The 23016-nt window shown below is 29.0% G+C and carries 20 protein-coding genes, 3 tRNA genes and 1 pseudogene; 14 read left to right on the top strand and 10 right to left on the bottom strand.

Annotated features, from left to right (window positions below):
* Nucleotides 1-227: 227 nt before the first annotated feature.
* Nucleotides 228-1115, bottom strand: a complete 888-nt coding sequence (locus bhYOR_RS03880; protein WP_025400064.1) for a LysM peptidoglycan-binding domain-containing M23 family metallopeptidase — start codon at nucleotides 1113-1115, stop codon at nucleotides 228-230.
* A gap of 109 nt (nucleotides 1116-1224) precedes the next feature.
* Between bhYOR_RS03880 and bhYOR_RS03875 the strand changes: the two genes are divergently transcribed.
* Both bhYOR_RS03875 and bhYOR_RS03870 read left to right on the top strand, forming a co-directional pair.
* Nucleotides 1225-1554: a nucleoside triphosphate pyrophosphohydrolase family protein gene (locus bhYOR_RS03875; protein ID WP_025400063.1), complete on the top strand. Its 330-nt coding sequence runs from the start codon at nucleotides 1225-1227 to the stop codon at nucleotides 1552-1554.
* A gap of 33 nt (nucleotides 1555-1587) precedes the next feature.
* Nucleotides 1588-2472: an undecaprenyl phosphate translocase family protein gene (locus bhYOR_RS03870; protein WP_247088226.1), complete on the top strand. Its 885-nt coding sequence runs from the start codon at nucleotides 1588-1590 to the stop codon at nucleotides 2470-2472.
* Here the strand turns inward: bhYOR_RS03870 and bhYOR_RS03865 are convergent.
* The 3 genes from bhYOR_RS03865 to bhYOR_RS03855 form a co-directional block, all read right to left on the bottom strand.
* Nucleotides 2454-2537, bottom strand: a tRNA-Leu gene (locus bhYOR_RS03865). The two genes, bhYOR_RS03870 and bhYOR_RS03865, sit on opposite strands and share 19 nt — an antisense overlap.
* Before the next feature lie 59 nt (nucleotides 2538-2596).
* A complete protein-coding gene (locus tag bhYOR_RS03860) occupies nucleotides 2597-3319 on the bottom strand; it encodes a hypothetical protein (protein WP_241763733.1) in 723 nt (240 codons plus the stop codon).
* The gene (locus bhYOR_RS03855) at nucleotides 3300-3890 is read right to left on the bottom strand and encodes an ATP-dependent Clp protease proteolytic subunit (RefSeq protein ID WP_025400060.1); all 591 of its coding nucleotides are present in this window, start codon (nucleotides 3888-3890) and stop codon (nucleotides 3300-3302) included. The genes bhYOR_RS03860 and bhYOR_RS03855 overlap by 20 nt, the downstream gene beginning before the upstream one ends.
* Nucleotides 3891-4107: 217 nt before the next feature.
* On the opposite strand from bhYOR_RS03855, the gene bhYOR_RS03850 reads away from it, so the two are divergent.
* From bhYOR_RS03850 to bhYOR_RS03825, 6 genes are all read left to right on the top strand, one after another.
* The gene (locus bhYOR_RS03850; RefSeq protein WP_247088224.1) at nucleotides 4108-5169 is read left to right on the top strand and encodes an NAD(P)/FAD-dependent oxidoreductase; all 1062 of its coding nucleotides are present in this window, start codon (nucleotides 4108-4110) and stop codon (nucleotides 5167-5169) included.
* 322 nt (nucleotides 5170-5491) lie between these two features.
* Nucleotides 5492-6451, top strand: a complete 960-nt coding sequence (locus tag bhYOR_RS03845; RefSeq protein ID WP_025400058.1) for a ribonuclease Z — start codon at nucleotides 5492-5494, stop codon at nucleotides 6449-6451.
* A gap of 21 nt (nucleotides 6452-6472) precedes the next feature.
* Nucleotides 6473-7399 carry an ABC transporter ATP-binding protein gene (locus tag bhYOR_RS03840; protein ID WP_025434129.1) on the top strand — a complete coding sequence of 309 codons (927 nt, stop codon included), beginning with the start codon at nucleotides 6473-6475 and terminating at the stop codon, nucleotides 7397-7399.
* On the top strand, nucleotides 7396-8130 hold the full coding sequence (locus bhYOR_RS03835; protein WP_025434128.1) for an ABC transporter permease: 735 nt from the start codon (nucleotides 7396-7398) through the stop codon (nucleotides 8128-8130). Before bhYOR_RS03840 ends, bhYOR_RS03835 begins: the two co-directional genes overlap by 4 nt.
* Before the next feature lie 7 nt (nucleotides 8131-8137).
* Complete coding sequence (locus bhYOR_RS03830; RefSeq protein WP_025400055.1) at nucleotides 8138-9640, top strand: GldG family protein; 1503 nt, start codon at nucleotides 8138-8140, stop codon at nucleotides 9638-9640.
* Between the two features lie 11 nt (nucleotides 9641-9651).
* Nucleotides 9652-10662 carry a DUF4340 domain-containing protein gene (locus bhYOR_RS03825; protein WP_025434127.1) on the top strand — a complete coding sequence of 337 codons (1011 nt, stop codon included), beginning with the start codon at nucleotides 9652-9654 and terminating at the stop codon, nucleotides 10660-10662.
* Nucleotides 10663-11171: 509 nt separating this feature from the next.
* On the opposite strand, the gene bhYOR_RS03820 is transcribed toward bhYOR_RS03825, so the two are convergent.
* Complete coding sequence (locus tag bhYOR_RS03820; RefSeq protein ID WP_025400052.1) at nucleotides 11172-12764, bottom strand: hypothetical protein; 1593 nt, start codon at nucleotides 12762-12764, stop codon at nucleotides 11172-11174.
* 107 nt (nucleotides 12765-12871) lie between these two features.
* Between bhYOR_RS03820 and bhYOR_RS03815 the strand changes: the two genes are divergently transcribed.
* Genes bhYOR_RS03815 through bhYOR_RS03805 form a run of 3 tightly spaced genes read left to right on the top strand, consistent with a single transcriptional unit; the run spans nucleotide 12872 to nucleotide 15158 of the window.
* Complete coding sequence (locus bhYOR_RS03815) at nucleotides 12872-13312, top strand: septum formation initiator family protein (RefSeq protein ID WP_025400051.1); 441 nt, start codon at nucleotides 12872-12874, stop codon at nucleotides 13310-13312.
* 47 nt (nucleotides 13313-13359) lie between these two features.
* Nucleotides 13360-14307, top strand: coding sequence for an ABC transporter permease subunit (locus bhYOR_RS03810; RefSeq protein WP_247088222.1), 948 nt, complete (start codon nucleotides 13360-13362; stop codon nucleotides 14305-14307).
* Nucleotides 14307-15158 carry an ABC transporter permease subunit gene (locus bhYOR_RS03805; RefSeq protein WP_025400049.1) on the top strand — a complete coding sequence of 284 codons (852 nt, stop codon included), beginning with the start codon at nucleotides 14307-14309 and terminating at the stop codon, nucleotides 15156-15158. Before bhYOR_RS03810 ends, bhYOR_RS03805 begins: the two co-directional genes overlap by 1 nt.
* Nucleotides 15159-15177: 19 nt before the next feature.
* Here bhYOR_RS03805 and bhYOR_RS03800 read toward each other — a convergent pair whose 3' ends face one another.
* Nucleotides 15178-15813 (bottom strand): endonuclease III domain-containing protein, encoded by a 636-nt coding sequence (locus tag bhYOR_RS03800; protein ID WP_025400048.1) that lies wholly within the window; start codon nucleotides 15811-15813, stop codon nucleotides 15178-15180.
* An 83-nt stretch (nucleotides 15814-15896) separates the two neighbouring features.
* On the opposite strand from bhYOR_RS03800, the gene bhYOR_RS03795 reads away from it, so the two are divergent.
* Both bhYOR_RS03795 and bhYOR_RS03790 read left to right on the top strand, forming a co-directional pair.
* Nucleotides 15897-15970: transfer RNA gene (locus tag bhYOR_RS03795), tRNA-Arg, on the top strand.
* A 9-nt stretch (nucleotides 15971-15979) separates the two neighbouring features.
* Nucleotides 15980-16052: transfer RNA gene (locus bhYOR_RS03790), tRNA-Pro, on the top strand.
* Between the two features lie 83 nt (nucleotides 16053-16135).
* On the opposite strand, the gene bhYOR_RS08465 is transcribed toward bhYOR_RS03790, so the two are convergent.
* From bhYOR_RS08465 to bhYOR_RS03770, 4 genes and pseudogenes are all read right to left on the bottom strand, one after another.
* Nucleotides 16136-17146 carry a P83/100 family protein gene (locus bhYOR_RS08465; protein ID WP_247088257.1) on the bottom strand — a complete coding sequence of 337 codons (1011 nt, stop codon included), beginning with the start codon at nucleotides 17144-17146 and terminating at the stop codon, nucleotides 16136-16138.
* Between the two features lie 132 nt (nucleotides 17147-17278).
* Nucleotides 17279-18940: pseudogene (locus tag bhYOR_RS08460) on the bottom strand (P83/100 family protein); the annotation flags it as partial.
* Between the two features lie 135 nt (nucleotides 18941-19075).
* Nucleotides 19076-20761 (bottom strand): outer membrane protein assembly factor BamB family protein, encoded by a 1686-nt coding sequence (locus bhYOR_RS03775; RefSeq protein WP_051480142.1) that lies wholly within the window; start codon nucleotides 20759-20761, stop codon nucleotides 19076-19078.
* Between the two features lie 22 nt (nucleotides 20762-20783).
* Nucleotides 20784-22415, bottom strand: coding sequence for an ABC-F family ATP-binding cassette domain-containing protein (locus tag bhYOR_RS03770; RefSeq protein ID WP_025400045.1), 1632 nt, complete (start codon nucleotides 22413-22415; stop codon nucleotides 20784-20786).
* Nucleotides 22416-22558: 143 nt separating this feature from the next.
* Here bhYOR_RS03770 and groES point away from each other — a divergent pair, with 143 nt between their 5' ends.
* On the top strand, nucleotides 22559-22831 hold the full coding sequence (gene groES / locus bhYOR_RS03765) for a co-chaperone GroES (protein ID WP_025400044.1): 273 nt from the start codon (nucleotides 22559-22561) through the stop codon (nucleotides 22829-22831).
* Nucleotides 22832-23016 lie beyond the last annotated feature (185 nt).

Here is a 23016-nt window from a genome sequence, read left to right as displayed (position 1 = left end):
AATATACAGTATAAAAGATATACCGATTATTTTATACTGTATATTTTTTTATACTAAAAATATATTAATGACAATATATACGTCAAGCTGAAACAAGCTTAAGTAAGAATTTAAAGCAAAGTGTGGCAAAAAATTATACTCTCATATCTGCACTATTCAAGTTATTAAATTGTAATAAATATAACTTAAGAGCAAACTCTCACATACTAATAAAAAACTTAACTTATCTACTTTAAAATCTTAATAGGATTAACGGGTGCATCTTTTTTCAATATTTCAAAATGCAAATGGGGACCTGTTGAACGGCCAGTTTGACCTACCCTACCAATAATATCCCCTGTTTTTAGAATATCCCCTTTCCTTACAATGTAAGAACTAAGATGACCATAAAGAGATTTAATACTGTTTTTATGTTCAACCACAACAAAATTGCCATAACTATCATTATAGTCAACTACAACTACAACACCATAAGATGCACAATAAACCAAAGAATTCATTGATGCTGCAAGATCTATACCTGTATGAAAACTTCCCATACCAGTAAAGGGATCTGGTCTAAATCCAAAATCAGAGCTAATAATAAATCTCTTTAAAGGGAAAATAAAATTAGAATTTAAAAAGAAAAGCATTTCTGTACTTGAGAAAAAGCTCAACTCTGGTTGCTTCATAGAATCAAAAAAATAAAACTCATAAATCTTATTATTCTTTCTAACCTTTATCTTTTCTGCCTTTGTTAAATCTCTTGTTGCTAAAAGTAAATTATTAAATCTATGTTCCTTGTTATTAAAAATGAAAAGACCTTTTTTACTAGGAATTAAAATATCTTGTCCTGCCCTTAGAAAAGGAGAATCTAGTAAATTAATTGTCGAAATACTAGCTTGCCAACCATTTACCTTATTTGCAATCTTAAAAAAAGTATCACCTTCTTTAACTTTATATGAATAAATAAATAAAGGAACACTTTCTCTCTTATTATATTTAGCAATTTTTACCCTAAGATCATGAAAAATAGGATCTTTATTGGAAAAATTTTTTATAACAGGGTAAGAATAGACATAATCAAACTGTAATAAAAAAAAAACAATTTCTAATAAAAAAACAAACTTACCCATAAATAAACTCCAATTAATAGATGAGGTTAAATATAATAAAAATCTAAAAAAAAAGAAATAATAAATAAACTTGTAAATAAATAAAAACTGTATTAAACTAATCTTAATTATGAAATTAAACGAATATCAAATAAAGGCTAAACAAACTGCTAAATATAAAAATAAAAAGGAAGAACTAATCTTAACAACCCTTGGACTTGCTGGAGAGACAGGTGAGGTTGTAGAGAAAATAAAAAAACTAGGTCGTGATAAGGAATACGTACTTGACGATGAATATTTATTGGCAATTAAGAAAGAACTTGGTGATGTCTTATGGTACATTTCAAATCTAAGTAATAATCTTGGAATAACACTTGAAGATGTTGCTATTACAAATCTAGAAAAATTAAAAAAAAGACATGAAAATGGCACAATTAATGGCGAGGGTGATGAAAGATAAAAGACATCAAGCTCCACAGCAGTAATTCAGAAAATGATAAGTGTTTATATAAAAGGCTTATTAATTGGTATTGCAAGCATAATACCAGGGGTATCAGGGGGAACCCTAGCCCTAATACTAGGAATTTACTACAACATAATACATTCATCTGCAAATCTAATAAAACTGAAAAGGGTAAAAGAAAGCATAATTTTTATTGGAATACTATCACTTGGTATATTAACTTCAGCAACAATACTTGCAAAAATATTTAAAAATTATATCTTAGATGGAGCAATAAGAGAAACGTACTTAAATGCGCTTTTTATAGGATTAACCACAGGAAGCATATTAACATTAAAAAAAGAAATAAATATAAAAAGAAATAAATGTAAAATTACAAAATATTTTTTGTTTTTAATTGGATTGCTCAGCATACTATTTTTCTTAATGTTAAAAACTTACAACATATCATCAGACATATCAGAATATCAAGATAAAACCTCAATTAAATATTACCTACTAATTGCCAGTTCAGGAATAATAGGTGGTTGTGCAATGATTCTACCAGGCATCTCAGGTTCACTCATATTGCTAAGTCTTGGGACTTACAAAGAAATTATCAACATCATTTCACAACTTAATATAACACTATGCACAATATTTGGAATATCCACAATAATAGGAATAGGAATTACAATACTAATAATCAAAAAAACAATAGACAAACATCTTGTTAAATTTCTTTATTTATCGATAGGTCTAATCTTGGGGTCAATCATACAAATGCTATTTGTTATAACAAAACTTAATGCACACCCTACTTTAATGCTAAACCTATCCTTAAGTACTCTATTCATTACAGGAATATATATAAACAAACTACTTGAGAATAGATTTAGCAAATTTAAAACTTTAAATACCGAAAACCGGACTTGAACCGGTACGGAGCTTCCTCCTCAGGATTTTAAGTCCTGTGTGTCTACCATTTCCACCATTTCGGCATCGCTAGTAATGATATAACAATGAAATAATGATGTCAAGCACTAAATATCTCCAAAATTTATTTTATCACAATACTTTTTGGAATATTATTTATATAAAAATTATCATATAAGTAACTTAAAATAATATAAACCAAAGAATGAAAAGATATTTGAGCTACAAAATTAGAATAAATTCTATCATCAATGGTGTTAATTATATGCATAGGATTAATTGAATTATAAATCAAACTAAAATAACCATTCTTAATAACTATATCTAACACATTAAGCTCACGCTTATCTAAAATAAAAAGCAAATTTTCATACCTATGATTTAAATATGTTATCTGCTCATCGACAATGGCAATATCTAAATTATCAGCTATCTCTTCATCAAAATTAAAAACAACAATCCCATAATGACGATCTTTAAAAATAAAATCAACAACCACACCTAACCTGTACTCATAAAGTCCTTCAATAAAATCTAAAACTTTAATCTTAATCTTTTCTTTAGCAAGAATACCAATAGAAGAGTTATTATTTTGTTTAATAAAATATGCATTTTCAAAACTTGCAAATGAAACTTTGTTATTAATTAGATCCAATTCCTCCTTACTTAAATCCTTAATAAGGACTAAATCAAAATCTGAGAAAAAAATATTATAAGCAACATCTACTAACGTATTTAAAGAAGTAAAATTTTTTGGAAAACTAGTAACACTAAATTCCAAAATGCTAAAATCCCTCTTAGATAAGCTACAAGATAACACTAAAAGACTAAGAAATAAATTTTTCAAGCTCAAGTCTAGTTGTAACAATCTTAAAGACAAGACCATATTGCATTGCAGATTCACTATCTAACCAAAAATCCCTATCGGTATCCTTTTCAACTTTATTAAGTTCCTGCCCCGTCTCCTTTGCAACAATATCATTAAGTTCGCTCTTAACTTTATTAAGTTCATTTGTGTAAATCTCAATATCTGTAGCAACTCCTTTAAAACCACTTAAGGGTTGATGCAATAAATATCTCGCATGAGGTAAAGAAAATCTACTCTTTGAATCTGCCGCTAAAAAAATTAAAGCGCCAGCACTTGCCACAAGTCCAACTCCAATTGTAAAAACCTTAGGCTTTACAAAGCGTATCATATTAAAAATAGCAAACCCAGCATCAATATCACCACCTTCTGAGTCAATGTAAACAAATATCGGTTTATTGCAATCCGATGCTTCTAAAAATAATATTTTTTCCTGAAATAACTTAGAAGTATCTTTATTAATCTCTCCTGTAATAACTATTGATCTACTCTTTAATGCAAACTCTAATGATTGCTGTATTTCCGTCTGCATCTTCATATCTTTAAAATCCATAAACTTACCTTTTCAATAATTATAATTTGATACATATTATAATTAAAAACAAAAGGTTTTTAAATGTTTACATAAAATAAGACAGACATACTACTAAAAATGGCCAATCTGAAAATTTTAATAACCTAAAAGATCAAATAATGCATGAATGAATTGCTTACTAAAGAATAATTTTTTAAAATTACAAAGAAAATAAAACCTAACAAAGGAATATCTAATGGAATATGAATTTGCAGTCATTGGTGGTGGCATTGCTGGGAGTACTTTAACTTACGAAATACTTCAAAGAAAAAAAAGCGTAATTCTCTTTGACAATGGGGATTGCAAGGCAACAACCGTAGCAGGAGGTCTTATTAATCCTATTATGGGAAGAAAAATGAATATTGCTTGGAGAGAGCCTGAAATTTTCACATTTGCAATTCAATACTATAAAGAAATGGAAAAAAATATTAACTGTAATTTCTTAAAAGAAAATCCTATTTTCAGACCATTTACCACAAAAACACAACAAGAAGAACTGATTTTGAAAATGAAAAATGATGAGGCTCTAAAAAACTTCATCCTTGCAATAAAAAATGGAAAAGTATACGATTTTGCTAATGACAATGATGGGGGCCTATTAATAAAGGGCGCAACAATAAACACAAATTTATATATACAAACCCTTAAAAAGTACTTTATAAAATATAACTCATACATAGAAGCAGAAATTAATGAAAATGAAATTAAAGCAAATGATAAATTTTTTACAATAAATAAATTTAAATTCAAAAAATTAATATTGACAAAAGGACATAAAGAAAAAATTGGGGGATTCTTTTCATACCTTCCATTCAAACTAGCAAAAGGAGAAATACTTATTGTAGAAATTCAAGGATTAAATCTTAAAGAAATTTATAATAGACATGTATCATTAATACCTTTACAAGATAATAAATTTTATCTTGGCGGAACTTACGAATGGCAAACCTTAGATACAAGCACAAATGAATGGGCAAAAAAAGAATTACTAAACAAGCTTAAAAAAATTACAAACCTAAATTACAAAATAATACAACACAAAGCACATATAAGACCCTCTACACTTGACCGAGAACCCTTTCTTGGTGAACATCCAAAACACAAAAATATATTTATATTAAATGGATTTGGAACAAGAGGAATATCAATGGCAGCATATTTATCTAAAAACATTTTAGATTATATTGAAAGCAAGTCTAATCTTCCAACTTATTACGATATTAAAAGATATGAAAATTTATATAATTCCTTAAGATAGACAAAATATCTTACATGTCTAATGGATCTTCTCTAAAACTTTATTTTAATAAATAATTTCCAATTGAAATATTTCTAAATTCACAAAAAAATAATATAATATCCAAGTGTACAAAAAACTAAAATTTAACAATCAAAATAATACTTATCTATCTTTTATCAAGAAAAACACTCTACATCAAATATCAAGGAGCACATACCATTAAATTAAAAAATTATTTTAAAAAAACACAAGATACCAATATAAATTCCATGCTCATTTGCAAAACCAATTTTGAAATGTATCTTTATATGTTACTAACGAAAAAAAGGGAGATTATTTTTTGAACTTTAATATCAATATTCTTGGCACAGGAGGAACAAGACCACTACACAACAGATATTTAACTTCCGTCTTAATAGAATACCATGGAGAAAGCTTCCTCTTTGATTGCGGAGAGGCTACTCAAATGTCCCTTCGGAAACAAAAAATATCATGGCAAAAAATCAAAGTGATTTGTATTACACATTTACATGCTGATCACATCACAGGTCTACTTGGAATAGTAATGCTGATGGCACAAAGCGGTGATACAAGAAAAGAACCTCTAACCATTATTGGGCCTATCGGCATTAAAAAATATTTAGACGCAAATATCGAACTTTTGCGAGTACATAAAAATTATGACATAATATACAAAGAAATAATAACCAATAAAACAGAACCTATTTTATATGAAGATAAGAAGAAAAGAATCGAATATATAAAGCTCAAGCATTCAATAGAATGTGTTGGGTATTTATTTATAGAGAAAGATAAGCCTGGAAAATTTAATACCCAAAAGGCAGAAAGTCTAAATATACCAAAAGGACCTATTAGAAAAACATTACAGGAAGGACACGAGGTAATACTTAATGGAAGAAAAATATTACCTTCTGAAATACTAGGCAAGTCTCAAAAAGGATTAAAGTTTGCATATATTACAGATACAGCTTACTTTGAAGAATTAAGTACACACATCAAAAACTTTAATCTAGTAATTATTGAGAGTACATTCAAGAATGACTTAAAAGATGAGGCTAAAAAAAAATTGCACTTAACAGCAAAATTAGCAGCAAAAATCACAAAAAAAGCAAAGGTATATCAAACAGGACTAATTCATTTTAGTGAAAGATATACACTAAATAAAGATTTGTGCGAGTTATTAGATGAAGCACAACAAGAATATCCAAATGGAGAAATCTTTTTAACAAAAGATGGAATGAGACTCAAAGCAAATAAAGACAAATTTATTATAAAATAATAGTATCTAAGGAGATAGCATATGATAAATGTAAAAAATATCACTAAGACATATGGTTCATTTACAGCTCTCTTTAATGTTAGTTTCAAAGTTAACGAAGGAGAAGTGCTTGGAATACTAGGCCCAAATGGGGCAGGAAAATCAACATTAATCAAAATCCTAACATCATTTCACTACCCAAACAAAGGTAATGTAAAAATCTTTGGAAAAGATATTATAGAAAATTCAAAAGAAATATTGCAAAATGTAGGATACATACCTGAAAAACTGGCTCTTTATCCCGAACTATCTGTTAAAGAATATTTAAATTTTATATCAGAAATTAAAGGGGTTGAAAATCCAAAAAAAGAAATAGATAAGGCAATAGGTATTTTTAAACTTGAAAGTGTCAAAAATAAACTAATATCTACCCTATCAAAAGGATTTAAGCAAAGAGTAGGAATAGCTGGTGCTTTAATTAATAATCCCAAACTTATAATACTTGATGAACCTACAAATGGGCTTGATCCAAATCAAATTATAGAATTTAAAGAATTTTTAAAAGAACTTGCACAAACTAGCACAATACTGTTCTCCTCTCATATTTTAAGCGAAGTCGAATCAATTTGTAAAAGAATTATTATTATTAATAATGGAGAGATTATTGCCGATGATACTAAGGAAAATATAGCCAAAAACAGACTTAAAGAAACTGAGCTAGATATCATTATTTATAAAGATTCTGGTATAACAAAAGAACATTTTAGTAGCAATGATATATTTACCTCAATTAAAGTAGAAGAATATGAGAAGGAAATCAATGTTTCATTAAGGCTTGCACCTGATAAAACTGAGAAAGAACTTTTTAATTATGTTATAAGTAAAGGAATAATACTAAAAGCAATGATTCCAAAACATGAAAGCTTAGAAAAAATATTTAGCAAACTAACAAAGGAGAGAAAACAATGAAAATAGATCTAAGACAATCTTTAGCTTTGTCAAAAAAAGAATTAAAAGTTTTGTTTGGCACACTAACTGCATATGTTGTAATGTTATTTTTCCTAATATTTGTAAATTTTTCTTTTATTTTCTTATCAGGATTTTTCATTAAAGACAATGCCTCATTAATGTCTTATTTCTCATCAATGCCTATCATTTTAATGTTAGTGCTCCCGGCTCTTAGTATGGGGGTATTCTCAGAAGAGCATAAAACAGGAAGCATTGAATTACTTTATGCACTACCAATAAGTCCACAAGAGATAGTACTTGGCAAATTTATTACACTTAAGATATTTACATTAATACTTTTCACTCTCACACTACCACTTACAATAATGACAATTTTTATGGGTGAATTCGACCTTGGCATAATATTTCTTCAATATTTAGGAATAATCCTTTATTCTTACTCAGTGCTTAGCATGGGCGTATTTATATCATCTATTACTAAAAGCCAAATAGTATCTTATATACTAAGTGTATTTATTTTAATCATAATAGTATTTTCAGGAAAGTTAGTAATGATATTTGGAAAAGATAATATATTTGGACAAATACTCAGTTTTATCTCAATCACTAATCATTTTAGTTACTTTAATATGGGAATATTAAACTTAGCAGACCTTATCTACTTCATTACATTTTCAATTACATTCCTGATGCTAAGTTCATATAGCATAAGATTAAAAAAATGGAGATAATTATTTTATGAGAAACAAACATAAAGAGATTCTAAATTTAACTTTAAATCTTACAATAATATTTCTGCTCTTTTGCAACATATCTATTTTGGTTTTTAAAATAGATTTTACTAAAAACAAAGCTTTTACAATTTCTAAAGTTACAAAAGATTTGTTTTCAAATGCAAATGAAAATATATATATTACTTACTATAACTCTGCAAGTCTTGGCAATTATTTTGCATTCCCAGACCAAATAAAAAACTTCTTAACAAGTTTTGCCGATTCCTCAAGCAGAAAAGTAATTTATAGAGAAATAGATGCTGACAAATTAACCACTCCTTTAGAACAAATTGGAATTCCAGCCCAACAAATCGATCTAAGAGAGATCAATCAACTTTCAATACTCAAAATATATTCAGGAATTGAAATAATTTATGAAGGCAAACGCGAAGTACTCCCAATAGTAACAGAAATTAGCAACTTAGAATATGATCTTGCAAGCATCCTAGATAAGTTAATAAATAATACAAAAAAAGTATTAGGACTTGCATTTGGAGACGCCAAATTAAAAGCAACGCACAAAAATTTTATAGAAATAATGCAGAAAGCTTTCAAAACTGAAGTTAAAGAAATAAATCTCAGTAATGAACAACTAAAAGATATAAATGGATTATTTATAATTGGCTCTAAAGAAATAAATGAGGAAATTTTGAAAAAAATTGACGAGTTTATTATCAATAACGGAAAAGTATTACTTGCTACAAGCAAAATTGATTATGATCCTCAAAGCCCATACACCACAACTCCCATTAAATCTGCACTTTTTAATCTAATTGAAAGCTACGGTATCAAATATAATGACAATATTATACTGGATAAAAGAGCACCAAGTCTTTTCTTAGGGGGCAACTTTCAAACTTACTACCCATGGATCTTGATTGATAAAAGTAATATCATAGATCCCAATAATCCCTTACTTAAAAATTTTTATGATGCCATAATTCCTTGGACTAGTTCATTAGATCTCATAGAAGCTAAAGATGGTAGTGAAATAAAATATTTACCCTTATTTGCAAGCTCTAGAGAATCTTGGCAAGTTAACGATGAAGAAGTTGCAAGCATAGCAATGCATTCATTTAACGTTCCTAAAACTTTTGATAAAGAAGATAAGCAAAAAATTCTTGGATATTCAGTTGAAGGACAAATTAAAAGTTTATTTAATGATAAAAAATCTGAAAATTCAAAAATAATTTTACTAGGTTCAAACATGTTATTTAGTGATTACATGTATAATGGTTCGCCTTCAAACTTTGAACTTGCCGGACGAATTTCAGATTACTTAATGCAAAAAGAAGCGTTTTTTAGCATTAAATCAAGAGAAGTACGCTCAAAACTAAAATTTATAAATTCGTCAAAAGAAATGTTAAATGCAAAATTTTCGTTAATACTCATAAATTTAATCATATTGCCTATAGTAATAATAATATTTGGACTTAGCAGATTTAGCAAAAAAAGAAGAATCAACTAAAAGGAGAGTTTATGGACAATAAAAAAATGTTGCTAGGAATGAAAGAAAACATAAAAATAATAATAATTGTAATATTAACATCCACATTTTTGTTAGGAATAATATTCTCCAATCAAAATCAAGTTACAAAACTTTTAGAGGAAAAATTTTTTGCAATCGACTTCAATCAAACTGCAAAAATCGAGACGGAACTTGACGGAACAATCATAAAATCGGGAAAAGGTTGGGAACTTCAATATAACGACATAAAACTTCCAATTGATGAACAAAGAGTCAATTCCATGATTAAAGATATAGAAAACCTTCAAAAAAATAAACTTGTAAGTAAAGATCCAAAAAAACATAAAGAACTAGGAATAAAGGAAAGTCCTGATTTTAAATTGTTTGACGATAAAAATAATTTGTTAACAGAAATATTTATTGGAAACTCAGGAGAAGGGGATTCAAGACTATCTTATATAAAGGGCAGTGATGCTAATGTCTACCTAACAAATAATATTTTCCTATCCTATAAAGGTAATTCTTACAATACATTTGCAAATACTAAACTTTTTAAAGAAAAAGAAACTAAAATAGAACGTTTATCTTTAAAAGTACTAAATAAACCAAAAAAAACTGAAGAAGACATCATACAAAATGATTATAACGTATCTATTCAAGATGGTCTTTACTTTTTCAATAAAGAAGTATTACGCAAAGAAAGGCTCTTACAAATGATTCAAGAATTCACAACAGATGGACTTGAGATAGATCAAACTAAAATCAACGATTATAATCTCCAATATAATATTGAAATAGAATGGAACAACAAAAGTTTTAATAATATTGATGTTTACTTCAATAAAGACGAAAAAAATAGAGACATACTAATGAAAAGGGATAATGATGTATATTACTATACTACTAACAAGTGGTCTTTTTTTGATATATTCAATTTAGAGAAAAAGATAAAAACAAAAGATAATGATTCTAATGAAGATCATTTAAAAGACAACACTGATCATCATGATCACAAACATTAATATCTCGATATATGCGATATAAAACAAAAATAGAAAAACAAAAATAAACAAGAGATATTAAAAAAAGATAAGAATGTAGAATATAAGGTATCCTGCTCTTTGGCAGGATATTGTAATATACAACCAAACTAACTAAATCATCACTTGATTCAAAATTAACTTTAATTCTTTTTATAAAAATACTATGACTTAAAGAAGACGGTTCTAATTTACCAGTAAATTTATAAATTGAATCATCTTTTGATTTATAAACTAGCATCCCATTAACCGATGAGAGTAAATAATAAGAATTAACCAAATCATTATCAAATAAAGTTTTATCAAAATAATTTTCTAGATCTAAATCTTTAAAAAAATTTATATTATATGATTTTATATCATCTACTAAATCATCAAGATCAAAATCAATCTGATTTAAAAATTTATTAATAAAATAAAAAAAAGTTAAAAATAAAAATAAAACTGAAGCAACAAAAAATAAAAAATAGTATCTAATTAAATAGATATCCCTACTCTCTTACCAGTAAACGCTTAATTTTTTGCAAAATCTCATATTCTTTTTTAATTTTAAAACTATTACCCTTAGGACTAGAATCAAGATCGCCCTCTAATCTACTAATAAACTTAACTAATGCAGCCCGTTCTTCACAACTCAATTTAATCTTACTTAAATACTCATTATCATTAAACTTATTTATTATAGTCTCAACATCAGCAAAACTAAAATCGGAAGTATCATTATCACCTCGAATTTCTTGTTCCTTTGGAGAACATGAATCCAACTCTTCATCTTGCCCCAACTTCTCTTCTAAATCACTTAAGTCAGTATCATAAAGATTTTTCTCTTCAAAATCTTTAATACAACCTTGCAAGTCCATACAATTCAAATCTGCCTTTAATACATCTTCAAAATTATCAAGCTTTTTTAAACCAGAAGAAATATTACCAATTTCCTGCTTTTGTAGCAAATCAATATCATCAATACCATCATTTACTTCATGCAAAGGTACATCACCAGTCAAATTTATATCTGCACCATCAATTTCATGAGCAATAACATCATTAACATCACTTGCTTCTTCATTCCCTTCCCTAAATTTTTCCCCATTTAAATCTTCTAAGTTTTTATCTGAATATTCAATTTCATTTAAACCATCATCTAAAAGATGAACATGCTCTCTTAAATCATCTTGCTCATAAGATGAAACATTCTGTTCCTGTACACTCTCTACATTAGAGGGATCTTCATTAAGGACAAAATCACCTGAATGAGCATTATTTTTAATCTCCAAATCAACACCAAGAGAACTTTTGCCTACTACAGGCTCTCTTAAAACTTTATTATCTCCATCTAAGTTCATCATCAAATCCTGACCCTTACTACCATCACCATTAGTAATATTAGCCGCACCAAAAGGAGACTTGCCCAATAAATCATTATCCTGGGATGTAATAAAATCAACACCTAAAGGTTCTCTATCTTCTTTGTCAGACAACACATCAACAACGTTATGCATATTATTCTCTGCTTGCAAAGATAAATTATGATCTATATCCAAACCATTAAGCTCATTTTTAGGAGCATCTTCAAAAGAAATGCCTACATCAGAATCATTTTCCAAATTACTGTTACTACTAAAGCTTTTCTTATCATCCCTTGAAATTTCATTAAGTCCTTCAAGCAAAGCATCTAACTCTTCTTGATCAAGTGAAACATTTGGCAAATTATTTTCTTTTCTTACTAATTCACCAAACTCATTATCTTTAACATTAATTTCATTCTGAGAACTCATAAGATTCATTGCTTTCAAATTAGAATTATCAAATTCCTCAAGAGAGTTCAAATTACGTCCAAGTATTTCATCTTCAACCCTTGAAATACGACCCTCAACCTTTCTTAAATAATTAACTAGCTCACCATGTCTTTGGGCTAAAGAAGAATCAAGTTTTAATAATTTCTCATCTAAGAGATCTTTAATCTCCTCGGAACGCAGAGAAACAATTTTGCCATCAACTGAGTGCTGTGAAAACACACTATCCATATCGAAATCAACTTCTCTAGGACCTGCCTTGATAAAAAAAGAATTTTTATGATTTGCCATACTAAAAGTTCTTCTCCAAATCTACTTAAACAAAGGTTACAAACACCCATAGTCAACGATCATATACTTGTAAATATAATATATTAAAGATATAATTACAAGGCAATATGTTTCTAACAAAAAAAATTATGTTATCTATTTATACAGGAGTAATAAGCTATTTCATAATAACACCAATCTTTGGAGAAACAGGAATTGTTAACTATAAAAAATTAAATAGTAATTTAATTTTAATGAAAGAGCATATTGAAAAATTAAAAAAAATACAAAAAACTTTAAAAACAAAGTATATCAACTTGCAAATATCTAAGTCAGCAATCTTAAGAGAAGCAAGTAAGCTGGGATATTATCCTAAAAATTCCACGATTATAAAAAGTTTTGATAAAAATGAAAACTACTACCAGGGGAATATTTTAAATATAAAACACAGTTTGGGAAATAAAAACATAGATAAAAATTTTTACTTAATATCAATAGTAATTTCACTGATTTCTTATTTCTTATTAAGTTATTTTGACAAAATAAAAACTCTCCATAAAGGAAGATAAAGGGAGATATAGTTACAGCTACATTTATTCTAAAGAATATATTATATATGTTGATTAATGCTATTATATCAACATTCTTTTGCATATCATTAATAAATATATTTTCAAATGATAATTCAAATATCCCATTCATACAAAAGAATATATTTAAAGACTATTTGGAATACATTGGAATACTTAAGAGCATTGAAAGCTATAAGTTAATATACGATTTTGACCCAAATATACCCTTAGACAATGATCATTTTGCTAAACATATTGCAGGAAGCTTATACATAGTTTATAAAACAAAGTATAAAGGATTAATATGGGGAACACCTTACAATTCCCCACTTACAAAAGGCAAATCACCAATGAGTGTAATTTTTAGCAAAATGAAAAACACATTAAAAATATCAATCCCATGCGCTGTACTCTCTTATGCAGTAGCCATTCTTTTTATTCTCATTTGGACTTTATTTGTAAAAAATAAAATTTTAAATAATATTTTAGAATACATAATGTTATTCTTGCACTCACTACCAAGAAATCTAACTGTAATACTAATAACTTCTCTACTTTACTACCTAAAAATAAATCCAAAAAATTTAATAATAGGCGGATTTGCATGGTTTTTTTCATTTTTCATATTTAATGCTGTCATTTTTAAACAATCTCTAGATAAAAATCTATCTGAATTTTACATAATACCCGCAAAATCAAGGGGAGTTAAAAATTTCAAAATAATAACACTCCATGCATTAATTCCCTCTCTAGTTCCATTAATTACCCAACTTAGACCTACTCTTGCAACAGCTTTTTTCGGTGCGTCTTTTATTGAGATAATGTTTGGAATTGATGGAATTGGAGCTTTAACAATTAATGCTATCAAACATAATGATTATATTCTCTATAAAAACTTACTATTTGTTGGTGTATTTATTATGCTCATACCAAATTTAATAACGGATATTTTAACACATAATATTAATCCTTATAAGGATGTAATAGAATAATGTATAAACTTAAAAAATTATGCATTATATCATTAGGAATATTCATTTTATTTTTAATAATAATTCCTGAATTAATTAATGAAAATTCAAAATTCGCAATATACAAAAAAGACCCAAATAAAACATACATCCAGACAATAAACAAACTACCTCAAACACCAACAGCCACAAATCCTCTAGGAACGGATAAAATGGGCAGAGATATACTGGCAAGATTAATAATTGCCACTAGAAATTCTATTTTACTTGCATTTAGTTATGCAACAATTTCTGCAATAATTGGAATCTTTATAGGAATAATAATAGGAAGTTTAAAATTTAAAACTTGTTTAATAATCTCAAAACCAATAGAAGCACTACAAACAATACCATTTTCTTACATATTAATGTTAATTTTTTACTACTTTGCAAAACAAGAAAATTATAATATATTGAAGGTTGCATTTACTTTAGCCTTAATACATGGATGGATCAAATTTTCGTTCATAGCAAGAAATAATACACTACTAATTAAAAACCTTGATTACGTGAAAGCAAGCAAGACTATGGGCGCAAGTCAATTTAGAATAATTATATACCACATATTTCCAGAAGTTTTCTCATCAATATCATCAATAATTCCCCTACAAATCTCAAAAAGTCTGACTACTTTTGAAGTAATAAATTTCTTACAACAAAAAGATAAAAGCTACTATCCAAGCCTTGGGGAACTTTTAGGATACATCGAAATGGGAAGAGAATACGCTTGGATATGGGCATATCCTTTAATGATACTACTCATCATTAACATTATACTAACATTCATAAGTTCAAAACTTAAAAAACACATGAAATATTTCATTTCATCATGAAACTACATTGAAACTACAATCAAAAAAGTCTTGGTGCAAATTTTTCTAAAAAACAATTTTTACAAGTTTTACTACGTGATGTACAAATATCTCTTGCATGTCTATTAATAGCCATAGAAAATCTATATTGCTTATCAGCAGGTATTTTACTCTTTAAATCTAATTCAATTTCTAAAGGGGTTCTCTTAAAGGTAATCCCATGCCTGATAACAACCCTACTAAAATGAGTATCTACAATTATAGCCGGCTTATTATAAATAACTCCAAGAATAACATTAGCGGTCTTTCTACCTACTCCTGGCAAAGATACAAGATCAAAAATATCATTCGGAATAATACCTTTAAATTTTTCTAAAATCATTCGTGCACAATTTATAATATTCTTAGATTTATTTGAATAAAATCCTAACTTATAAATCAATTGCTTAACATCTATCAAATCAGCATTTGCCAAACTTTCAAAATCTCCATATCTTTTAAAAAGCTCAGGCGCAATTTTATTAACCATATTATCAGTTGTCCTTGCACTCAAAATTACCATTATCAAAAGCTCATAATTATTCCTAAAAGTTAAAAAAGGTTTAACATCCGGATATCTAGATAAAGCTTCATCTACAATTAAATCAATGTTAAGCATAAAATAATTATAAAACATCCGTAATTATAACAAAACATAAGTAATAATATTTTTATTGACAAGGTTTTTTCAACATGATATACTCAATTTTAGGCTCAAAAGCGCCAATAGCTCAACTGGACAGAGCAACAGACTTCTAATCTGTAGGTTTTAGGTTCGAGTCCTAATTGGCGCGTAATTTTTTCGGGACATGGCCTAGTGGCTAAGGCACCTGCTTTGGGAGCAGGGGATCGTGAGTTCGAATCTCACTGTCCCGACTGTTTCTATAATATAAAGGAAGAACAAAATTTTGTTCTTCCTTTTTTAATTACTTAAAAACACTGTTTAATTAAAAAATAATTTAAGACACTTTTTTTAAAGTATTTAGATCCAAAGTAATAAGCTTTTTAGATGCATCTTGCAAATAAACATAACCTGCATCAACAGTAAAACTTGTAAATGGCAAAACTTCATCTTCTGATAGAATAAATTCACTTAAATCCTTTGAAGAAAACTTTGCTAATTTCCAAACATTATTATCCTTAACAACTACCAAAATCATTTTTGAATCAACATAAAGAGAAGAATCTCTACTTAACTCAAAATCTGCTTCAGATTCAACTTTTAAATTTTCTGCTTTATTAAGCAACTGAAGCTTTGCAATACCTGAACAAAGTTTTATAGCTACAAAATCATCTCTTCTCTCATAAACCCCATACCTCCTAATACCATACCTAGAAGCCTCTTCCAATTGGCCTCCATCTGAGTCAATTAACCTAAGAACTCCCAAATTCGTATTGGGATTTAAAACCTCTAAAAACATAGGTTTATGTATAGGTTTTTGATTTCCAGTCTCAAGAGGTAACTTACCTACACCTTCAGATTGATCTGGTTGCTTTTTAAAAGCTAAAGCCTTATCAGGCAAGCTTCGAGATTGATTGTTTACAACACTAGGAATATTTTTAGGACTATCAGCAGTAGCTCTCTTAAGTTGTCTTTTCAACTCAGAAGCTGACTTTAATTTTTCATCCTTCTTTAATGAACTTACTTCCCTAGGTTTTGGCAAATTATTATCTAGCTTTCCTTTATTAATACCTTCCTGCACCTTATCTTTAACTGCATCCCTTCGCCCATCTAACCGCCTCTGCAGCTCCTTAGGCCCATCTGTCTTATCCTTTAAAGCATCTCGCTTAACTAGCTTATCATCAATTTGCTTCTTAATACCTTCCTTCTCAACATCAGCAGTAGCTCTCTTAAGTTGTCTTTTCAACTCAGAAGCTGACTTTAATTTTTCATCCTTCTTTAATGAACTTACTTCCCTAGGTTTTGGCAAATTATTATCTAGCTTTCCTTTATTAATACCTTCCTGCACCTTATCTTTAACTGCATCCCTTCGCCCATCTAACCGCCTCTGCAGCTCCTTAGGCCCATCTGTCTTATCCTTTAAAGCATCTCGCTTAACTAGCTTATCATCAATTTGCTTCTTAATACCTTCCTTCTCAACATCAGCAGTAGCTCTCTTAAGTTGTCTTTTCAACTCAGAAGCTGACTTTAATTTTTCATCCTTCTTTAATGAACTTACTTCCCTAGGTTTTGGCAAATTATTATCTAGCTTTCCTTTATTAATACCTTCCTGCACCTTATCTTTAACTGCATCCCTTCGCCCATCTAACCGCCTCTGCAGCTCCTTAGGCCCATCTGTCTTATCCTTTAAAGCATCTCGCTTAACTAGCTTATCATCAATTTGCTTCTTAATACCTTCCTTCTCAACATCAGCAGTAGCTCTCTTAGGTTGCCCTTCCAAATCTTCAATAGTTTCAATTAATTGCAATTTATCATCTACTTTTGGAGAACTTACTTCCCTAGGTTTTGGCAAATTATTATCTAGCTTTCCTTTATTAATACCTTCCTGCACCTTATCTTTAACTGCATCCCTTCGCCCATCTAACCGCCTCTGCAGCTCTTTAGGCCCATCTGTCTTATCCTTTAAAGCATCTCGCTTAACTAGCTTATCATCAATTTGCTTCTTAATAATTTCCTTCTCAGCATCATCTGTAGCCCTCTCAAGTTGCTCTTCCAAATCTTCAATAGTTTCAATTAATTGCAATTTATCATCTACTTTTGGAGAACTTATTGCTCCAGGTTTTGGCAAATTCTTGCCTCTATTCACTTTATCAATACTTTCTTGAACTTTATCTTTAACTCTATCCCTTTGCCTATCTAATTTCTCCTGCGAACTATCTAATTTCTTCTGTGACTTTTCAAGCCCATCTGTCTTATCCTTTAAAGCATCTCGCTTAACTAGCTTATCATCAATTTGCTTCTTAATGCCTTCCTTCTCAGCATCATCTGTAGCCCTCTCAAGTTGTTCCCTTAAGTTATCAATAGTCTCGGTTAATTCATCATCAATGCTTTTCAAAGTAGCAGACTCAATATCAATTTTTTCCTGATCAACATCACGAATTTCATCCTGAACATCAGTTAAATCTCTTGCAAAGTCAGTACCAACTTCCTCATTTTCACTTAAAAGAGAGATTACTACCTTATCTGTAACTATTTTGTCAAGATCAACATCTGATTCAATGTTTCCTGATAAAATATTTCTCTTAAGAGGAACAAAAATATAAGTCTTTCCAGCCCATTGGCTATAAACTCTTGAAAGTCCTACATTATTCTTACTTAAACCCTCAAGGGCAGGCTGAATATAAGCATCACTATAATAATCCAAATCACCTCGATAAGTAGCGTTATATATTGTAATAGCTTTAGCAAGTAATTCTGCACTCTCTTGACTGTAATTAAACCCCTCCATCAAATATCCTGTAAGTATCCGTCTAAGATTTAAAATACTATCAAGAGAAGAATTCTCACCAATAATAAAAACATCTGAACTACTCTTTTCATCCTCACTGTCAATGTACCTATTAACATAATACTTGCTGTAATAGTTAGATTTGTTATTAGTTAAATTCTTAGCTAAAAACTCACCAATACCTACTATTTGCAGGTACGTATCTGTAGAATCATAAGGACCCCGATAGTTAACAAATTCAAGATCCATATTAACAAAATCCTTCAACTTCTTCTTATCTACTTCTCTAGCATGAAAAGTAAAAATATTTAAAAAGATAAATAAAAAATTAAAAAATATCCATATTCTTTTCATAACAAAATTCTCTCCTAGTTTCCTAGTTAATTATAAACCTTATTATTAACTAAATCGGTATAAATTAAACATCAATCCTAACATACTATAAGATGTATTCAATAAATAATAACATAAAATTAGCAACAAAATAAATCAAAGAGACACAATAATTTCATTAACATACTGATTAATTTTTTCAGAAAAATTTTGGCGTCTTATAAATTTCAAAAGTGTTAAATATTTACTTCTATATCTCTTAAGATTATCCTCTGTAGAATTCAAAATTATCTTGCGCAAGCTTAAAAGAACAGCATATGCTATCTCTAAATTACCCTGATAATTTAATATTACATACTGAATATAATTATATACAAGCTCATCTTGCCCATAATAATATTCAAATCCAGCAATACTGTTAACTAATTGAATTACATTGTTAATATCCTTTTCTTCAATTGCCATATTGATAAAACTCTTAACCGAGGCTGCATCATCAACATAGATAAAATATTTATAAAGCTGTCCCCTTTGAGCTATTCTATCAACTCCATTTTTTGGGGCAAGCCAATTATTAATAGCTTTTCTATATAAATCCAAATATTTTTTAGGGAAACTACCATATTTCATTACCAAAGAATCTAGAACACTTAAAAACTTATTATAAACCTTTCTATTGTATGTAGAATTCAACATTTCATCAAGATCCAAATAAATATCCTCATGCTCTAATAAAGATTTTTCTCTAAAATCTATCCTATTTTGATGATATCTATTACCTAATGTATGATTCCAAACAATAACATCAAGCTCATCTTTATATTCATAATAATAAGTAGTCAGTATCCAATTAAATCCACCAGTAGCAATAATTCCAACATTAGATACAAGACCCGATATTTCCTTCATATCATCATAGCTATCAACCGGTTTGAAATATTCATCAAGAGCTAAAACGCCATTTGACTCCATAACAATAAAAAGATTTTTATTATCATAAAGCATAGCTTCCTTAAGTTTTAAAGGTAAAGCTCTAGAAAATATAAGATCAAGATTTTTACTTAAATTAAAAAAAATCCCAATATCAGAGATTGCAATATATTCTCCATTAAATTTTTCAAATAAAAAATTAATAGGATAGTTTAAACTAATAGAACTTAACATATCACCAAAATCACTATCATATACAACAACATCTCCAGATTGACATCCAACGACTATCTCATTATTAGTACTTATCATTAATACATTGGGAAAAGACATAAGCTCAGTACTCCATATTTGCCCTCCCTCAGAATTAAAAGCAAACATTCTATAATGTTCATTTGCAATATAAAAATTGCCATTCTCAAGAACAACAGAAGAAGTTGCTGCCTTCCCTTCTATATTTACCTCAAAAACCTTTTGACCATCACCAAGTCTTAAAGCAATAACTTTTCCATCAGCCTGGGGAATTAAAATATAACCATTCCCTATTGAAGGGGCTTTTATTGGAGAGGCACCTAACTTATATTTCCATATAAGCTTTCCTCTTCTAATCTTTTGAACTTCATTACGCCCTGTAATAACATAATAACCACTACCAAAATCCTTTAAAAGGAAGGGATATGGGGTCCGATCTAACCTATAAGCATACTTTTTATTTAAAGACATAGTATAAGTCATCAACCACCTATCCTTTGTTAGCACCGTAATAGTATCACGTCTCTCATCAAGAATAGGATTTCCTAAAACCTGCCCTGTTAAAGCTTTCTGGAAATAAAGATTAACATCTGCTGAAAGGGAAAAACAAGCACCTAAAAATATAAAAATACAAACATTTACCTTCAAAACCACAAACATCCTGTAATGGTTAAACATATAATTAAAGTTTTAAGCTGGCATGTCCTTCATAAAGCTTATCTCTTAACTCTTTGACTTTAGAATCATCAATATATTCTGAAAAAGTCATAAAACGATCAATTATTCCATTAGGTGTAAATTCAATAATCCGATTCGCAATGGTATCAATAAATTGATGGTCATGGGATGTGAATAATACAACTCCTTTAAAATCTTGAAGACCCGTATTTAAAGATGTAATTGCTTCAAGATCTAAATGATTAGTTGGTTGATCTAATAATAATACATTAGCTCCACTAAGCATTATCTTTGAAAGCATACATCTTACCTTTTCACCCCCTGAGAGGATATTAACTTTTTTTAAAGCTTCATCTTGACTAAAAAGCATTCGTCCCAAAAATCCCCTAATATAAGTTTCATCCTGCTCTTTTGAATACTGCCTTAACCAATCTACCAAACTTAAATCCACACTAAAATATTGCTCATTATCCTTCTTAAAGTAAGCAAAATTAACAGTAGCGCCCCATTCATAATGACCCTTATAATCTCTATCTTCATTAGTAATTACATCAAAAAGAGAACTTGCTGAGATTGGACTGCCTAAAAAGACAACCTTTTGCCCAGGTTCTACTACAATGCTAAACTTATTTAAAATATGTTGTCCTTCAAATTCCTTGCTCAAATTTTTAATTGTAATAACATTTTTCCCAAGGTCTCTTTCACTCTTAAAGTTAACATAAGGAAACTTCCTTGAAGATGGTTTTAGATCTTCAACTTTAATCTTATCAATTAATTTCTTTCTTGAAGTCGCTTGTCTAGATTTCGATGCATTACTTGAAAATCTTTGAATAAAAGTTTTAAGTTCTGCTATTTTCTCTTCAGATCTTTTCTTAGCTTCTTTAAGTTGTTTATTAAGAATTTGACTAGTTTCATACCAAAAATCATAGTTACCAAGATAAACTTGAATTTTTCCATAATCAATATCAACAATATGAGTACAAACTTGATTTAAAAAGTGTCTATCATGTGACACAACAATAACTGTATTTTCAAAATTAATTAAAAATTCTTCCAGCCACTTAATCGATTGAATATCAAGATTATTAGTAGGCTCATCAAGAAGTAATATATCAGGCTCTCCAAAAAGAACTTGTGCTAAGAGCACCCTTACTTTTAAAGCCGCCTCAATATCTCTCATCAAACTAGAATGAACCGACTCTTCTATACCAAGCCCTTTAAGAAGGACTGCGGCATTAGACTCAGCCTCATAACCCCCAAGTTCTGCAAATTCAGCCTCAAGTTCTCCAGCCCTAATTCCATCCTCATCACTAAAATCAGGCTTTTCATAAATTAAATCTTTTTCTCTTTGCACAGCATAAAGCTTTTTGTGACCCATGATCACAGTATCAATAACCCTGAAATCATCATAAGCAAATTGATTTTGCTCAAGAACAGCTATTCTTTGATTCTTAGCAACTGCGACCTCACCCTTGCTAGGTTCAATCGTTCCGCCTAAAACTTTCAAAAATGTACTCTTCCCTGCACCATTAGCCCCAATTATCCCATAACAATTTCCAGAAAAAAATTTAACATTAACATCTTTAAATAAAACCCTCTCTCCAAATGCAACTTCTAAATTACTTACTGCTATCAAACTACTTTTCCACCTAAACTCGATATTATTATTAAAAGAATTATCTTTAAAATTAAATGAAGTTTCAAGTATTCTCCAAATATATTGACTTAATACTTCACTTTTCGTATATTTATATTATCAAATTAAGGAGATGTTTGAAAATGAAAAATATTAAACCTTTAGCTGATAGAGTTTTAATAAAAATAAAAGAAGCCGAAAGTAAAACAACTTCAGGACTATATATACCAGAGAATGCAAAAGAAAAAACAAACATTGGAACAGTCATAGCTATTGGCTCTAACAAGGAAGACATTACTGTAAAAGTTGGAGACACAGTGCTTTATGAAAAGTATGCTGGTGCTGCTGTAAGGATTGAAGATAAGGAACACTTAATTCTAAAAGCAAAAGAGATTATAGCTATTATAGAAGAATAAAGGTTAAGAGAAACTAAAATTAAGCTTTAGTTTCTCTTAAAAAGGCAAAACCTTAAAACTTATCGGTTTACATCCTGTTATCCTAGTCAAACAAATTAAATTCAGGTTAATAATATTGCTTTTAAAACCAGTAATTTTTATTTAATTTTCCTAAATAAAAATTATTCCATGTTTATGCATACGTA

This window comes from Borrelia nietonii YOR (genome assembly GCF_023035795.1).
Classification (GTDB): domain Bacteria; phylum Spirochaetota; class Spirochaetia; order Borreliales; family Borreliaceae; genus Borrelia; species Borrelia hermsii.
Note: the sequence above shows the minus strand (reverse complement) of the source record. Positions and strands in the feature narration are given on the sequence as shown.

Excerpts from the sequence above, each read along its gene's own strand:
- bhYOR_RS03805 (WP_025400049.1), top strand. The coding sequence starts at position 14,307 with ATGTATAAACTTAAAAAATTATGCATTATATCATTAGGAATATTCATT.
- bhYOR_RS03880 (WP_025400064.1), bottom strand. The coding sequence starts at position 1,115 with ATGGGTAAGTTTGTTTTTTTATTAGAAATTGTTTTTTTTTTATTACAG.
- bhYOR_RS03815 (WP_025400051.1), top strand. The coding sequence starts at position 12,872 with ATGTTTCTAACAAAAAAAATTATGTTATCTATTTATACAGGAGTAATA.
- bhYOR_RS03840 (WP_025434129.1), top strand. The coding sequence starts at position 6,473 with ATGATAAATGTAAAAAATATCACTAAGACATATGGTTCATTTACAGCT.
- bhYOR_RS03775 (WP_051480142.1), bottom strand. The coding sequence starts at position 20,761 with ATGTTTGTGGTTTTGAAGGTAAATGTTTGTATTTTTATATTTTTAGGT.
- bhYOR_RS03835 (WP_025434128.1), top strand. The coding sequence starts at position 7,396 with ATGAAAATAGATCTAAGACAATCTTTAGCTTTGTCAAAAAAAGAATTA.
- groES (WP_025400044.1), top strand. The coding sequence starts at position 22,559 with ATGAAAAATATTAAACCTTTAGCTGATAGAGTTTTAATAAAAATAAAA.
- bhYOR_RS03875 (WP_025400063.1), top strand. The coding sequence starts at position 1,225 with ATGAAATTAAACGAATATCAAATAAAGGCTAAACAAACTGCTAAATAT.
- bhYOR_RS03870 (WP_247088226.1), top strand. The coding sequence starts at position 1,588 with ATGATAAGTGTTTATATAAAAGGCTTATTAATTGGTATTGCAAGCATA.
- bhYOR_RS03800 (WP_025400048.1), bottom strand. The coding sequence starts at position 15,813 with ATGTTTTATAATTATTTTATGCTTAACATTGATTTAATTGTAGATGAA.
- bhYOR_RS03825 (WP_025434127.1), top strand. The coding sequence starts at position 9,652 with ATGGACAATAAAAAAATGTTGCTAGGAATGAAAGAAAACATAAAAATA.
- bhYOR_RS03810 (WP_247088222.1), top strand. The coding sequence starts at position 13,360 with ATGTTGATTAATGCTATTATATCAACATTCTTTTGCATATCATTAATA.
- bhYOR_RS03850 (WP_247088224.1), top strand. The coding sequence starts at position 4,108 with ATGGAATATGAATTTGCAGTCATTGGTGGTGGCATTGCTGGGAGTACT.
- bhYOR_RS03830 (WP_025400055.1), top strand. The coding sequence starts at position 8,138 with ATGAGAAACAAACATAAAGAGATTCTAAATTTAACTTTAAATCTTACA.
- bhYOR_RS03855 (WP_025400060.1), bottom strand. The coding sequence starts at position 3,890 with ATGGATTTTAAAGATATGAAGATGCAGACGGAAATACAGCAATCATTA.
- bhYOR_RS03820 (WP_025400052.1), bottom strand. The coding sequence starts at position 12,764 with ATGGCAAATCATAAAAATTCTTTTTTTATCAAGGCAGGTCCTAGAGAA.